Origin of the sequence: Parabacteroides sp. AM08-6, from assembly GCF_003473295.1 — a bacterium.
Taxonomy (GTDB): domain Bacteria; phylum Bacteroidota; class Bacteroidia; order Bacteroidales; family Tannerellaceae; genus Parabacteroides.
This window is the reverse complement of record NZ_QRMP01000001.1, coordinates 117,607-132,688: the sequence shown is the minus strand read 5'-3', so window position 1 is coordinate 132,688 and position 15,082 is coordinate 117,607. Positions and strand designations below refer to the sequence as shown.

At 43.8% G+C, this 15,082-nt stretch carries 11 protein-coding genes; 7 read left to right on the top strand and 4 right to left on the bottom strand.

Annotated elements, in window-relative coordinates; translation table 11 throughout:
* Position 1: 1 nt before the first annotated feature.
* The gene (locus DW103_RS00480; RefSeq protein WP_122273709.1) at positions 2–445 is read left to right on the top strand and encodes a HyaD/HybD family hydrogenase maturation endopeptidase; all 444 of its coding nucleotides are present in this window, start codon (positions 2–4) and stop codon (positions 443–445) included.
* On the opposite strand, the gene DW103_RS00475 is transcribed toward DW103_RS00480, so the two are convergent.
* Entirely contained in the window at positions 442–2,991 is a 2,550-nt protein-coding gene (locus DW103_RS00475) for a DUF5686 and carboxypeptidase-like regulatory domain-containing protein (protein WP_122273708.1), read from the bottom strand. The two genes, DW103_RS00480 and DW103_RS00475, sit on opposite strands and share 4 nt — an antisense overlap.
* A gap of 224 nt (positions 2,992–3,215) precedes the next feature.
* Between DW103_RS00475 and DW103_RS00470 the strand changes: the two genes are divergently transcribed.
* Complete coding sequence (locus DW103_RS00470) at positions 3,216–4,541, top strand: alpha-L-fucosidase (protein WP_122273707.1); 1,326 nt, start codon at positions 3,216–3,218, stop codon at positions 4,539–4,541.
* A gap of 197 nt (positions 4,542–4,738) precedes the next feature.
* Here the strand turns inward: DW103_RS00470 and DW103_RS00465 are convergent, their stop codons facing one another.
* Positions 4,739–5,440, bottom strand: a complete 702-nt coding sequence (locus tag DW103_RS00465; RefSeq protein WP_233545574.1) for a hypothetical protein — start codon at positions 5,438–5,440, stop codon at positions 4,739–4,741.
* Positions 5,441–5,630: 190 nt separating this feature from the next.
* Between DW103_RS00465 and DW103_RS00460 the strand changes: the two genes are divergently transcribed.
* The 5 genes from DW103_RS00460 (at position 5,631) to DW103_RS00440 (ending at position 12,383) form a co-directional block, all read left to right on the top strand.
* Complete coding sequence (locus tag DW103_RS00460; protein WP_122273705.1) at positions 5,631–6,563, top strand: DUF362 domain-containing protein; 933 nt, start codon at positions 5,631–5,633, stop codon at positions 6,561–6,563.
* The gene (locus DW103_RS00455; protein WP_122273704.1) at positions 6,563–8,188 is read left to right on the top strand and encodes a 4Fe-4S dicluster domain-containing protein; all 1,626 of its coding nucleotides are present in this window, start codon (positions 6,563–6,565) and stop codon (positions 8,186–8,188) included. The genes DW103_RS00460 and DW103_RS00455 overlap by 1 nt, the downstream gene beginning before the upstream one ends.
* A gap of 128 nt (positions 8,189–8,316) precedes the next feature.
* A complete protein-coding gene (gene tgt, locus DW103_RS00450) occupies positions 8,317–9,447 on the top strand; it encodes a tRNA guanosine(34) transglycosylase Tgt (protein ID WP_122273703.1) in 1,131 nt (376 codons plus the stop codon).
* 12 nt (positions 9,448–9,459) lie between these two features.
* Positions 9,460–10,545: an LptF/LptG family permease gene (locus DW103_RS00445; RefSeq protein ID WP_122273702.1), complete on the top strand. Its 1,086-nt coding sequence runs from the start codon at positions 9,460–9,462 to the stop codon at positions 10,543–10,545.
* A 170-nt stretch (positions 10,546–10,715) separates the two neighbouring features.
* Positions 10,716–12,383 carry a DUF4925 domain-containing protein gene (locus DW103_RS00440; protein WP_122273701.1) on the top strand — a complete coding sequence of 556 codons (1,668 nt, stop codon included), beginning with the start codon at positions 10,716–10,718 and terminating at the stop codon, positions 12,381–12,383.
* Between the two features lie 99 nt (positions 12,384–12,482).
* Here DW103_RS00440 and DW103_RS00435 read toward each other — a convergent pair whose 3' ends face one another.
* Both DW103_RS00435 and DW103_RS00430 read right to left on the bottom strand, forming a co-directional pair.
* Positions 12,483–13,280, bottom strand: a complete 798-nt coding sequence (locus DW103_RS00435; RefSeq protein WP_147381158.1) for a DUF6261 family protein — start codon at positions 13,278–13,280, stop codon at positions 12,483–12,485.
* A gap of 279 nt (positions 13,281–13,559) precedes the next feature.
* Entirely contained in the window at positions 13,560–14,639 is a 1,080-nt protein-coding gene (locus DW103_RS00430) for a DUF4925 domain-containing protein (protein ID WP_122273699.1), read from the bottom strand.
* Between the last annotated feature and the right edge of the window lie 443 nt (positions 14,640–15,082).

The window sequence follows — 15,082 nt, the reverse complement described above, 5'->3', positions numbered from 1 at the left end:
TATGGATAAAACGTTAATATTAGGTGTCGGCAATCTCCTGTTGAAAGACGAAGGTGTCGGCATCCATGTCATACAAGCTTTGGAAAAAGAGACATTACCCGACAACGTCAGTCTGATGGATGGCGGCACAGGCGGTCTGCATTTGCTTAGCTGGATACAGGATTATGACCGGATTATTATGGTGGATGCAACGCTCGACCAAAATCCACCAGGTACGATTCGACAACTGCGCCCCCGATATGCATCCGATTTTCCACCATTAATGAGTGCTCACGAAATCGGTCTGCGCGACATGATTGAGGCCATGATACTAACAGGAAAGTTACCTGATATCCAACTCATAGTCATTTCCGCAGCCGATATCAACGAGGTTGGTATGGAATTGACACCGGCCGTCGAAGCCGCCGTACCGGAAGTCATCGAAATGATTAAAGCATCTTGTTAAAACGTTATTCTCATCATAAAACGAATTCCTTTGGTCTGAATATCCGGATGGTCCCGATAATTCAAACGCCAAACATAATCCAAACGGAGAAACTTGAAGATATTTTCTATGCCGACACTTGCTTCCATATAAGGAGCCTTTCCAAAAGTATAAGAACCGTCCGGGAATAGATACAAGCCTTCACCACCGTTTGCCGGATTATTCTTGTCCGATAGATGTCCCCACATTCCACGGAACGCAAAGACTTCTCTCCATTTCAACTTCTTGACAAGCGGCAAGCGATTCAATAAGTTACCATTCATATAATAGGTCAAATCCCAAGAAGCATATTCATCACTAATAAATTCCATTGCGTTCATATTTGTATATGACTCCGGCTGGATTGTATAAGAAAGGTTGGCATTCGGCAAAATAAGTAACGGATAGGGAACCTTGTTCCATACTTTACCAGCTTTGGTTATAATATCTATATATCCGAAAGCCGAGAACCAGAAACGTTTCTGTATACCGATATCCGTCCGCTGATAGTCATACGAAGACCCCAGCAAATCCTTCTTTGCCATCACATGACTAAAATTGAAAATCAAAGCATCAAAAGTAATCGGGTAGCGGATATTACGAGTTTGGTAGAACTTTTCATCCTTAGCATATCTGAACTTCAATTCCAGTTCGGTCATATCATACGCTTTAGTCTTTTGTATACTACCATCAGGACCAATCCGGTCGAAAACAGCATATTCCGTCGCATATTCCCGACGGTTACGTACAACAGCTCCGTAAGCCAAACCGTTATAATGTTCGTGATAATAGGTCAGTTCCGCATTGCGCAGATAGGTAGCACGCGTATCCTTTTGACGTTTCCAAGCCAAGAACATATTATCTTTGCTGGTATACATATATTGCTGCCCTAACTGGTTGATATCGTACATATATTCCAAACGGATTGAGTTCAGAGGAAATTCTTTCCTGTACTCTTTCCTGTCATTAAAAGAATATTCAACCAAAGCATCATACTTCAACTTCTCGTCTTTCGTACCATAAGCCATATAACCGTCCATAAACAGATTCTTACTGAAAGCGGTAGTCGTAGTTCCCCCCACACGAAAACGGGCACCTTCAATCGCATTTCCACTAATAGCCGTGTTCATCGGTCCAATCTCGAATTTACTCTTCAACGGATCTTTATTCGTCGGTATATAACCGGAAACAAGGATAGAAACTATCTTTTCCGTAACATAGAAAAGAGGGACAGAACGAAACTTCGCCATTAACTTCTCCACCGAATTCTGTTTCCGTTTCCCGGCCTCTTCCGGACGATTGGTGTCCCAAAAATCTTCCGATTGGGTAAAAGCGCCTTTCAAAGTGATAACAGGAGCACTCTCCTTAAAGATTTCCACATCCTCAGGAGGAGAGAAAACCTGGTTACTATAAATATTTAGTCGACGGGCATACATGCCTTTTGTTTTTTCACTCAGCTTAAAATCCACATTAATATCATCTTTGGTGATAATACGTGTCCCGTCCGGCAGCCGTTCGAATGTCTGCTCGATTGTCATGCCGCTGACAAAGTTCAGATTAATGTTTTTCGGTACATTCAGGATAACCCGCTGTACGAAATAAGTAGAATCCAACGTCACCAACAAATGCCCGGTAAATCCGAATGTCTCCGAGTTAAAAGGCACAAAACCGAGATCCACACATTTTTGCCCCTTCACCTCGATTGTATCCAATAAATAATATTTGTAATAATTCGGTCCTATCGTAGACAACGGACTGACAAAACGCTGCAAAAACAATGGAATATCATTTTTGAAAATATCGACTTCACGAAACACTTCGTTCAAAATCTGCTGAATACCATCACGGGAGAAAATTTCGTCCACACCGGCCGACTTATTTCCTTTCACAACCCTTTTCTCACTCTTCGGCTCCTTCCGGTAATAAACCGTTTCCACTTTTTCTTTTTCAGAAACAGGAAGAATCGTCTTTCCTATATCTAATGTATCAATAAAGTCAACAAGAAAATCAAATCTACCGGTCTTACCTTCTTTTTTAGGTTTCGGCTTATAATCGTTCATGGCAAAGACCATCTTCTCATACTGGTCGTATTGAAAATAATCATGATTACGCGGGTCATTGCTTTCACGCGACTCGATAACCTTTTTCACAAAAGCAACAGCCGGATTTTCCTTTTTGGAGTATTTTTCCTTTTTGGGTTTTATAATCACATCATCCAAGACAATTCCGGTAGGGACCAATTCTATTTTTAAATTGTTCATTTTCCCAGGAACAACCTCTATCGTTTTTGTATCATATCCCAAATAGGAAAAATCCACTTGCCTTACATTCGTTCTTGCCGAAAAAGAAAAGTTCCCATCCCCATCAGTTGCCGTACCCATCGTTGTTCCCCTAAAGATGATTGAAACGAACGGAAGTCCCTCTCCGGTAACCGAATCGGTAACAATCCCTTTCAATACAGTATCCTGGGCATTAGTTACCCAAACAAACAATAAGGATGTCAGCAAAAAAATAATCTTTTTCCCCATCACAAAACTTTAACTAATTCCCATTATCCTACTATATCCCTAAACATAAACGTCGCAAAATTATAACAGATATTCTTCTTAAAATGTTCCAAATTACGCAGATTGTATTCCAATTGACTACTAATTTGGTATAAAAAAGGGATTTTTTTATAATCTGCAACCAAATAATAATAGATACTCATTCCTTTTTTATAGATTTGTGGTACATAAATAACATCATTCCAATGAAAAAGAAAACGCTAAGTCTGTTACTTGCCGCCAGCCTTGCTCTACCGGTTTTGGCGCAAACAAATTACACGCCTTCCAAAGAAAATCAGGAAGCAAGAAAAGAATTTCAAGACAATAAGTTCGGAATTTTCATCCATTACGGCATATACAGTATGCTGGCTGACGGAGAATGGGTAATGACAAACAAAAACCTGAATTACAAAGAGTATGCTAAACTGGCCGGGGGCTTCTACCCTTCCAAATTCAATGCGGCAGAATGGGTGGCTGCCATCAAAGCTTCAGGGGCTAAATACATTTGCTTCACTACCCGCCATCACGACGGCTTCTCCATGTTCAATACGAAGTATTCCGATTATAATATCGTAAAAGCAACTCCGTTCAAACGGGATATCGTGAAAGAACTGGCAGACGAATGCCATAAACAAGGTATTAAACTCCATTTTTATTACTCACACCTCGACTGGTCGCGCGACGACTACTATCCGCTGGGAAGAACCGGCCACGGAACCGGGCGTACTACACACGGTGAATGGAAAACATACTATCAATTTATGAACAACCAGATAACCGAACTGCTGACCAACTATGGCCCGATTGGAGCCATCTGGTTCGACGGTTGGTGGGATCAGGACCAGAATCCCGATTTCGACTGGCAGCTACCGGAACAATATGCCATGATTCATAAGCTGCAACCGGCTTGCCTTATCGGAAACAATCACCACCAAACACCCTTTGCCGGCGAGGATATCCAGATATTCGAACGTGACCTGCCCGGTGAAAACAAAGCCGGTCTTTCCGGTCAAAATATCAGTCCACTTCCACTGGAAACCTGCGAAACAATGAATGGCATGTGGGGGTATAAAATCACAGACCAAGATTACAAATCCACAAAAACACTTATCCATTATCTGGTAAAAGCCGCCGGTATGAATGCCAACCTTTTAATGAACATCGGGCCGCAACCCAACGGCGAATTGCCTGCCACTTCCATCGAACGGTTAAAAGAGATGGGGGACTGGATGAATATATACAGGGAAACAATATATGGTACGCGAGGTGGTATCGTCACACCGCGTAACTGGGGAGTAACTACCCAAAAAGGGAACAAACTATATGTGCATATACTTGACTTACAAGATAAAGGTCTCTTCCTACCCATTACCGCGCAGAAAGTAAAAAAAGCAACTTTGTTTAAAGACAAAAGCCCTGTAAAATTCAGCCAGAACAAACAAGGCGTTCTGTTAACTCTGTCTGAAGTTCCAGTAGATATAGATTATGTAATTGAACTGGAATTACAAGAAACAACCTCCTGTCTTTTCTGAAAATGCAACCCATTGCATTTCAAATTTGTTCGCGAGGTATTTGCTTTTCGATAACTATCGCAAGACCTTTCGACAATTGTGGTAAGGCCTTACGACAGTTATCAAAAGGCCTTACCACAATTGTCGAAAGGCAAATAGCTAAGCAGAAAATAGCTATTACCCACCTGTCCTGTAAAGGATTGCAAAGGATATTTCCTTTAATCTTCCTCTATCAAACCTTCCAGATAACGTTCCGGAGCTAATCCGGCATGCTGTAGAAAGCCGGCCAGTGCACTATAAATCATCTTGTTATCCTCCCGGTTTGGCAATGCAATCCTGCGGATACAGCTAAGAGGAAAAGAAACAGGAAGATATGGCATCAATTGTCCGTCTGCAAAATCGTACGAGGCATTCGCCGGTTCAGAAAACAAAACCATCCGCCACTCCTTTTCGTGAGCAAAACGCGGATTTCTAACTTCCAGACAAGCATTGCACAACAGGGAGAAAAGCCGGGAATCTGCTTTAAAGCCGGTATGTTCCGCATCAAAAAAGAATTTATCGTACTCCTGTTCCATTTGTTCGGCAAATGTATGTAAACTCTTCTCTTCCTCATATTTACAACGTAGCAAGAAATAATTTTCCGATAAACAATATTCACCGAGCGCCTCATAATCTATCGTCAAACGAAGAAAAGGGAAATGAGACAATTTCAGGTTATGAGGGATTTCGGGAACTTCATAAAACATCCATGCGTACATTTCCATCTCCGGTCCAATCAATATTTTACGGTTATTGCGAAAAAAAGGCATCTCCTGTTTGCTCTCTTGTGGCAAAATAGAGTGTCGCTTTTCATACAAACGAATCGAATCTCTCAAAACAGACAAACCATACTCTATTTCTTCTTCCGATACTGCGTACATCAAATTGGGAACTCTAAGCCTTAATATTGAGGACTGTTCAGAAAAAACGTAGCCTTTAACAAAGGAATTCACTGAAATATAAGAATATAAATTCATTCTTTTTTTTATTTTTTTTGACCTCAAATATACACTATTTATTATTGATTATCTATCTTTGTTAAATCTTTAATAATAATAAAAACCAACTACAATGAAACGTCGTGATTTCTTAAAGACCAGTGTGGTAGCAGGCGCAGCCTTATCGCTCAATTTTGACGGCCTACAAGCTGCTCTCAAATCAAATACCGTAACCGTAGAGCAGGTGCCCGACATGGTAGCTGTTATGGGTGGAGAGCCGGAAGTAATGCTCGATAAAGCCTTGGAAGCACTCGGAGGTATCGGAAAATACATCAAAAAAGGGCAAAAGGTTGTGATTAAGCCCAATATCGGATGGGACCGTACACCAGAACTGGCCGGAAACACCAACCCCGAATTGATTAAAGCTTTGGTAAAAAGATGCCTTGCTGCCGGTGCTGAAAAAGTAACCGTATTTGACCACACTTGCGACAATTGGCAAAAATGTTATGAAACAAGCGGTATCGCTGCCGCAGTGAAAGAAGCCGGTGGTATTATTATGCCGGGTAATGACGAAAAATATTATAAGGAAGTATCCATCCCGGGTGGTGTGACACTGAAAGATGCTAAAATCCATGAGGCTTTAGTGGAAGCAGATGCTTGGATTAACGTACCTATCCTGAAAAATCACGGAGGAGCAAAATTGTCATGCGCGATGAAAAACCTGATGGGAATAGTATGGGACCGCCGATTCTTCCATCAGAATGACCTTCAGCAATGTATCGCCGATATCTGCGCTTGGCAGAAAAAACCGGTACTTAATATTGTGGATGCTTATCGCATGATGCACCAGAACGGCCCGCAAGGAAAAAGCGCTGCCGATGTCGCTATGCTGAAATCTATGATTGTATCCCCGGATATCATTGCCATAGACACAGCCGCCCTTAAATTGTTCAATCAGGTAAAAGAACTGGATATGGAAGCTGTCGGACATATCGGAAAAGGGGAAGCTCTGAAATTAGGCACGACTAATCTGGATAAAATCAAAATCAAACGTATTAAAATCTGATGAAACGAACGAATTACCTGAAAGGGTTGCGGGTTCTACTCGCAATCCTCTTTTTCGTACCTATACTATTATTTTTTGTAGACTTTGCGGGAGCACTTCCCAGTGGGATACATAAATTATTGCATGCGCAACTGATGCCGGCCATTTTAGGCGGCATGGTAGGGATAATTGTTTTTCAATTTCTTTTAGCCCTGTTGTTCGGACGTATTTACTGTTCGGTAATTTGTTCGGCCGGTGTATTGCAAGATATTATTAACCGGATTTTTTGCATCGGGAAGAAAAAGAAAAAAGGGGTACGACGTTTTAAATATCATAAACCGGCCAATTGGGTACGTTACTCAATACTGGCCCTGACCGTTATTTTAGCCGTTTTAGGCTTCAGCGAACTCTGCTTGTTGCTCGACCCTTACAGCAATTTCGGACGTATCGCAACAAACTTGTTCCGGCCAGTTGTCATGTGGAGTAATAATATACTGGCGGATTTGCTGATGAAGGTGGATAATTACAGCCTGTATCACGTCACAATCAGCACAGTATCGACTGCCGGACTGATAGCTGCAATTATCGCTTTGGTTCTTTTCATTGTCCTGGTTATTTTCCGCGGGCGGTTGTTTTGTAATACGCTTTGCCCGGTCGGTGCTTTATTGAGCCTGATTTCGCGTTATTCGTTTTTCCGCATATCGTTCGACAAAGAAGCCTGTACGCATTGTGGCAATTGCGAGCATACGTGCAAGGCCGAAGCCATCGACAGCAAAAATCTGACCATCGACACCTCCCGCTGTGTGGATTGTTTCAATTGCGTATCATCCTGCGCCAAAGGAGGATTGCAATACCGTTACCAACCTGTTGCTCTAAAGAAAGAAAAAGCACAACCGGCAGTAAACGCAACCGATACGATGTCAATCGGACAAACGGGAGCAAACAGCCGTCGCAGCTTTTTGGCAACAGGAGTCACAGTTGCAGCCAGCCTGCCTGTTATCTCCGCGATAGCCGACGAAGTAGAAACATGCAAAGGCGATGGTAGTTGTGGCAATCATAAAGGTAAAGGTAAAGGTCACGGTCAAAAAAAGTGGCCGCCGCTTACCCCTCCGGGCTCCATCAGCCTGGAAAGGTTCAAAGATAAATGTACAGGCTGCCATCTTTGTGTGGTACGTTGCCCGAGTCAGGTGTTACGTCCGACAGGATTGGAATATGGTTTCGATTATATGCTGAAGCCACGCCTGGCTTACATCAGCAGTTATTGTAATTACGAATGTACTGTTTGTGCCGACGTCTGCCCTACCGGTGCTATCAAGCCTTTGACAAAAGAAGAAAAAATGACGACTCAGGTCGGCATTGCCACTTTCTTTATCAACCGTTGTATCGTCAAGACGGAAGGCAACGATTGTGGTGCTTGCTCGGAACATTGTCCGACACAAGCCGTACACATGGTCCCCTACGAAGGTACACTGACCATTCCGCACGTAGACCCGGATTTATGTATCGGTTGCGGCGGTTGCGAGTCCATTTGTCCGGTACGTCCGATGCGGGCTATCATTGTCAAATCCAACGAGGTCCACAAATTTGTGGAGAAACCCAAGGAGGAAGAGGTTAAAGAAGTTGAAGTAGATGATTTTGGATTTTAAATTTTTCGATTTTTCATAATAAGTATTTTTAAAGATTAAACATTTATTTAAGAAGGTCTTGCTTGTGAAAGTAGGACCTTTTTGCCCTTACTCGTTTTTTATAATGCTTTTATCCTTATATTTGCAGCATGGAATTTGAATTACAACACAACGATACGAAATCAAATGCTAGGGCGGGTCTGATTACCACTGATCATGGAGTAATTGAAACGCCTATTTTTATGCCGGTCGGGACACAAGGCACCGTCAAAGGTGTACACATGCCCGAACTGAAAGAAGATATACATGCACAAATCATATTAGGAAATACTTATCATCTGTACCTCCGTCCGGGAATTCATATATTGGAACAAGCCGGCGGTCTGCACAAATTCAATACATGGGAACGCCCGATATTGACTGACAGTGGCGGTTTTCAGGTCTTTTCCTTATCCGAAAACCGTAAATTGCATGAAGAAGGTGCCATGTTCCGCTCCCACATAGATGGTTCAAAGCATCTCTTTACGCCGGAAAAGGTAATGGATATCCAACGCTCTATCGGGGCCGATATCATAATGGCTTTCGATGAATGTTGCCCGGGAGATGCCGACTATGATTACGCAAAGAAATCGCTCGGCCTGACCGAACGCTGGCTGAATCGTTGTTTCGACCGTTTTAATTCCACGGAGCCGAAATACGGCTACCGACAAGCCCTTTTCCCGATTGTGCAAGGTTGCGTCTATACCGATTTACGACGGCAAGCTGCTGAAAATGTAGCTGCAAAAGAAGCCGATGGTAACGCTATAGGCGGTCTGGCTGTCGGCGAACCGACCGAGAAGATGTATGAGATGATAGAAGTAGTCAACGAAATATTACCCAAGGACAAACCCCGCTACCTGATGGGAGTCGGTACTCCGACCAACATTCTGGAAGCTATCGAACGCGGCGTAGATATGTTCGACTGCATCATGCCTACCCGCAACGGACGAAACGGGCAGATTTTCACCCGCTTCGGCACACTGAATATGCGCAACAAGAAGTGGGAGAACGACTTTTCCCCTATCGACACGGACGCAAATTCGTACGTCGACACCCTCTATAGCAAAGCCTATCTGCACCACCTGATTAAGGTGAACGAGATGTTGGGGCTCCAGATAGCCTCCATTCACAACCTCGCCTTCTATCTCTGGTTGGTAAAGGAAGCCCGTCGCCGCATCATTGCCGGTGATTTTACTACTTGGAAAAGCGAAATGGTCCGTCAATTATCCAATCGATTATAAGATAACAAGCAAATGAAATTCAAATTAAAACGAATAGACTGGTACATTATCAAGCAATTTATCGGCACTTATGTATTTGCCATTATCTTGATTATATCCATCGCAGTCGTGTTCGATATAAATGAGAAAATTGATAAGTTCCTGAGCCCGGATGTTCCGCTGAAGGCTATCATTATCGATTATTACATGAACTTCATTCCGTATTTCGCGAACTTGTTCAGTCCGCTGTTCACATTTATTGCCGTTATCTTCTTCACATCGAAGCTGGCGGACAATTCCGAAATCATCGCGATGCTGTCAAGCGGTATGAGTTTCCGGCGCTTGATGCTCCCGTATGCCATCTCGGCTGCACTTATCGCACTCAGCACATTCATTTTGAATGCATATATCATTCCCCCATCCAACAGTACGCGTATCGAGTTCCAGAATAAATACATTCGAAACAAGAAGCAGGAGTATATCCGGTCGGCCCAATTGGAAGTAGAACCGGGAGTGATTGCTTACTTCGATCGGTATGACTCACGTTCCGGCATGGGACACCGTTTTTCACTGGACCGTTTCGAGGACAAGAAACTCGTTTCGCGTCTGACGGCCGAATCCATCAAATATGACTCCTTGCATCACTGGACACTCGTGAATTACACGATATGCGATTTCGACGGGATGTACGAAACCATCACGCAGGGCAACTATAAAGATACGATACTCACAGTCGTCCCCTCCGACTTCCTGATTTCGGTCAACGATTGCGAAACGATGACCTCTCCTCAACTAAAGACTTACATCGAACGGCAGAAGAAACGCGGTATCGGGAATATCCAGACTTTCCAGATTGAATATCATAAACGTTTTGCCTCCATCATGGCGGCCTTCATCCTGACTTCCATCGGAGCATCACTGTCTTCACGTAAAATCAAAGGAGGGATGGGTTTGAATATAGGTATCGGACTTGCGCTGAGCTTTTCCTATATCCTGTTCACGACGGTGACGTCTACCTTTGCCATCAACGGCAGCCTGAGTCCCTGGATGGCGGTATGGATACCCAATATTTTATATACGTTCATCGCTATTTATCTATACCGGAAAGCTCCGAGATAATTTTATACATTCTTAAATATAGAATATAAAATCTAATAAATAGACCTTTACAGGGAAGAAACATTATTGTTACTTTGTCCTGTTTATTTGAGAGAGATTAACATGGATACAAGATATGTGTTTACGACTTCGTTTCGTATCCATTTTATTAACTAATAATTAATTGTAAAATGAAAAAGAATTTATTTTTCTTATTCGCTTTGATTTGCTCAACAAGTCTTTTCACGGCATGTAGTGACGATGAAAAAGACACCAGTTGGAAAGAATTTCCAACCGAAATCCCGGCTGAAAACGTAACACTGGATGTAAACGGCGGTCTGCCTGCCGAAGCAACAGCTTCCATCGAAATCAAATCGGGTGAAGTCGGTGTTGTTACATTGACAAACGCTGTTTACGGACATGCTTCAATCCCCGTTAATGTTGCGATGACAAAAGTTGACGAAAATTCTTATGATTTCGAAGGTAGTGCAAATATAGACGGCACCACAAAAGCTGCCGCACAGGAAGACCTCGGCCTGACCGTAACCGTTAAAGGTTCCGTAACGAAAGCCGGCAAACTGACTGTTAAGGTAACGACTTCCGGTTGGGGTTCTATCGGCGGTGTTTATTCCGGTGATAGTCTGGCTATGACATTGAATGGTGTGGCCAGTAATGCTTATCCCGTTACCGTAACTTTAAATTCTGAAGCAAAAGCAACCCTGACATTCGGCAAAATAGTGAATGTGGCAATAGATTTCCCTGTTGAAGTTGCCATGACGAAAGAAGGCGAAGGTTACAAATTGGAAGGTAGCGCCTTGCACGAAGGTTCCGGAAAAACAGTAAATGTAACCGGTAGCATTGCCAACAATGTATTGACGGTAGACCTCATTCTTTCAGGCTATGGAACCATCAATAAGTCATACAGTGCAACAGATGAAGCAAATGAGCTGACATTTAACGGAGAAGTTAAGAAGACCGGTTCGATTACAGTTCAAGCCACATCCGAAACAGAAGGAACCATAAGCTCCGATTTCATCGTCGGCCCGAACAGTTCAGCCAAACTGCCTATCAAATTGACAAAGGCTGAAGATTCTGAAACTTATACTTTGAGCGGAAACGGTAAAACAGAAGAATATGAATGGAGCTTCGAAGGCACTGTCAGCCCTGAATCAACGATGAAGGGAGACTTCACATACAAAATCCTTTCTCCGATTGTAGGAAAATGGGGCGTTAAGATGGGTGCACAGGGTGCAGAAACTATCTTCAAATTTGCAAGCAAGAAAGGAAGCGTTACTTTCCCTGATGCAATCATCAATATGCTTCCGGAAGAATTGAAACCGATGTTCCCAGCCACAATGCCAGACGCGCAATTGGTTCCGACCATTAAAGGTTTGTTAGGTCAATACGTACCTTACCTGCAATATATCGAATTTACAGAAGGCGGTAGCATTAATATAGCTTATACCGCAATGGGTTCGACAGAAGTAAGTACAATCTCCGGTATGCTGAATTACTATGTAAAAGACAACCAAGCATACATGGTAATCGACATCTTCTCGTTAATGTCCATGAGTAATTCTCTGAAGAGCGCTGATTTATCCACAAAAGCATGGAATCCGTCAAACTTCTTGACAGACGGTATACCTTTTGATTTTACTGCTGAAAGCGGAACATTGAATATCTGGTTAAATCATGAAGTCGTATCCGGCCTACTGCCAATTCTGAATACACTCCTCCCGGCCTTTGGTGGAATGCTAGGCGACAAAGCTGAAATGGTAATAGCTATTCTCGGCGCAGTTAACGGTATCGTTAGCGAAAGCACTGAATTTGAAGCCGGTTTAGTTCTGGTAAAGAAATAAATCATACCAAACATAATAAAGAGAGGCGGGCCCCGAAAAGGAGTCCGCCTTTTTTATTGGAAATGTATCACTCGTCAATCGAAGAATATCCGGTGCAAATCAAAGGACATCCGGATTTTCGTCATCCCCGCCCGGCGTAGGTTCCAGCGGGTCCGGGTTCTCGTTGTCCGGATTGTTCGGCTTATTGCCCGATTGCTTAAGGCCTTGGTGGCTGAGTATCGTCTTGAAATAAACGATACGGGCATTCACATAATCGATGAAATCCGCATAATCCTTATCACCGTTCACGACAGCCAGGGCATTGATTTTCCGCACAATCCCATCATAGGCCGCCTCGACCTCCTTGCGGGGGACGGTGGCACCGCCGGTCACCTTGTTGATGCTTTCGTTGATGCGGCCTTCCACAAGGTCGTTGAACTCGTTATTGGCCGCTTCGAGCTGGGTCAGCCATTCATCAAGGCCGAGGGTGGTGACATGGCCCTTATACTTCTCGCTCCTGAGTTCCTGGACAAGGTTGTAAATCATTCCCGTCTCCTTCTCCTGTGCTGCGGTGGCGATTTTCTTGTAAGCATCCATCACGATGTTCAGCTCTTTGGCAGCCGCCTGTTTCTCTTTATCGAAATGATACAAACCGGCACTGACCTGCGAGCGGATGGCTTGGTAAAACTGGTCGCGTTTCAAGTCGGAGGCATTCATCTTTTCGGTATAGGCACTCTTGGAAATGTTTTCGAGCGCTTGGTCCATGCGGGTCAGGGCGGATTTGAAAGGAGCATACTCGTCCGTTATACTCAATTTGGCCGGGGTATCGGCGATGATGCGGGCGTCGATACCGGCAAAAAACTGGAATGACGGCTCCATTAGAAGCTGGGATTTGGAAAAAGTTGAAATCTGTTTCATAATCAATTTTATTTAAGATGAATATTTTTAGTTTTCCCAAGTAGTTGGGAAAATATGAAAATCGGAAAACATTCCGTCCAAGCAGTTTGGCGGGCCCGACCGAGGTCTGTCAGCCTCTCCAAACTACTTGGGAAGAATAAACCGAGGTCATTTGATAGCTTCCAAGCAGTTTGAATGCATCAAATGACCTCGGTTGGCTTCATCCAACCGCTTTGGAACGTCCGGACGACCTCGTTCGGCCCCGCCAAAGGGGTTGGATGGAATAAATATTTTAAAATTCTATTTCTTTACCAAATTCATTCCCACGATAAACTCTTTGTAAGTAGGAACATCTTTTGCTAAGGTGGCGATTTGTTCGAGTATGGCGAGCTTTTCCGGTTCGTCCGGCATCAGCGTCGGCAACAGTTGGAAAACAGGAGCCAGGGCGGGGAGCAGTTGTTGCGCCATTTCCGTATTAATCAGCAATGTGCCGTTCTGTCCGTCTTCGCTGAAGGCGAGGCCCAATGGGATACCGTTTTCAGCCAATGCAATGACCTGTTCCAGACCGGCGAAAGGATTATTATCCGATTTTGTCATCAGCATTGCGATAATCGTTTTTATATCCAGTGTCATATAAAGCATCTGTTCCTTCACGTAATAGTTGGCAATCCCCTCCAGCGGCAAGGTTTGTCCGTCTTTCATATAAGTAAAGACGACTCTTCCGTCTTTTTCGAAAGACACTTCCTGCAAGCTTGCTTCAAGGAAAGCTTCCGCTTTTTTGTCGGCCATCAGGCAGAACATCGGGCAAGGAACCGATTGGCCCTCGAAAGTAATATTCCCGTCGGCAGTCTCGAGGCTCAGGAAGAATGCGCCGCCCATGGGGTTATAGTCCATTTCGTTTATGACACCATCGCCATTCGTATCCGTCAAAACATTCGGAGCCAACGCCCATTTGCCGACAATCGGAGAGTCGATTGAAATGGCTATGGAGAGGGATAAAACACCGGATTTAATGCTGCCGTTCACAACAAGGGTGCGGCTGTCGACCTTCGTTTCGCCTTGAAAGAGGTAAGATGTCGCTACGACTTCCGCTTTCGTAACGGTCAGGGTGGCATCCACCGTGACAGTTTCCGTTCCCGGCAATACTTTTTCAAGCGTAACCTTCACCCTATCGGCCGAAGTGGCCTCCAATGTCACCGTTTTGCCGGTCAACGCTGTTCCGCCAAGTTGCAAGTCCAGCTTGTCTCCGGAATAGTCGTTCGAGATTTGTTTCCAGGGTTCGTCCGGGTTGGAACCATCCTTATTGTCGTCATCGCTACAGGAAAACAGGCTCAGGGTACAGAGCACTGTAAAAAGAAAGAATAAATACTTTTTCATCATATAGTTTATTTAAAGTTGTTATTTCAAACGTTGATTTATAATGCGGGGCAAGATAGACATTTCAATTGGATTTTACAAATTTTGTATATTACTTTTCTCTTGAAAGAAAAGTAATCAAAAGTTCAAGGCTTCAGCTGGCGAGCTACTCCGGCAAAAGACTACGCTCGACCAGCGGAACTCGCTTCGCTCAAACAACCGCTGCTCTTTCCGCTCCGTCTTTTCCCTCCGCTTCACGCTCACCAGCTGAGGCCGGGGAAAAGAGCCGGAACGGCTCTTTGAGGATGGCTGATAACTGCACTTGGATTGACCGATGCAGCTTGTTCACAAGAGCTTGTTCACAAGTGATGGTATCGGCTTATTTACTAGTGTCAGTTTATTGACAAGTGATGATGTCAGCTTATTTACAAGTGGATGGAGGCGGCTTGTTATATAAGTGATGGGGG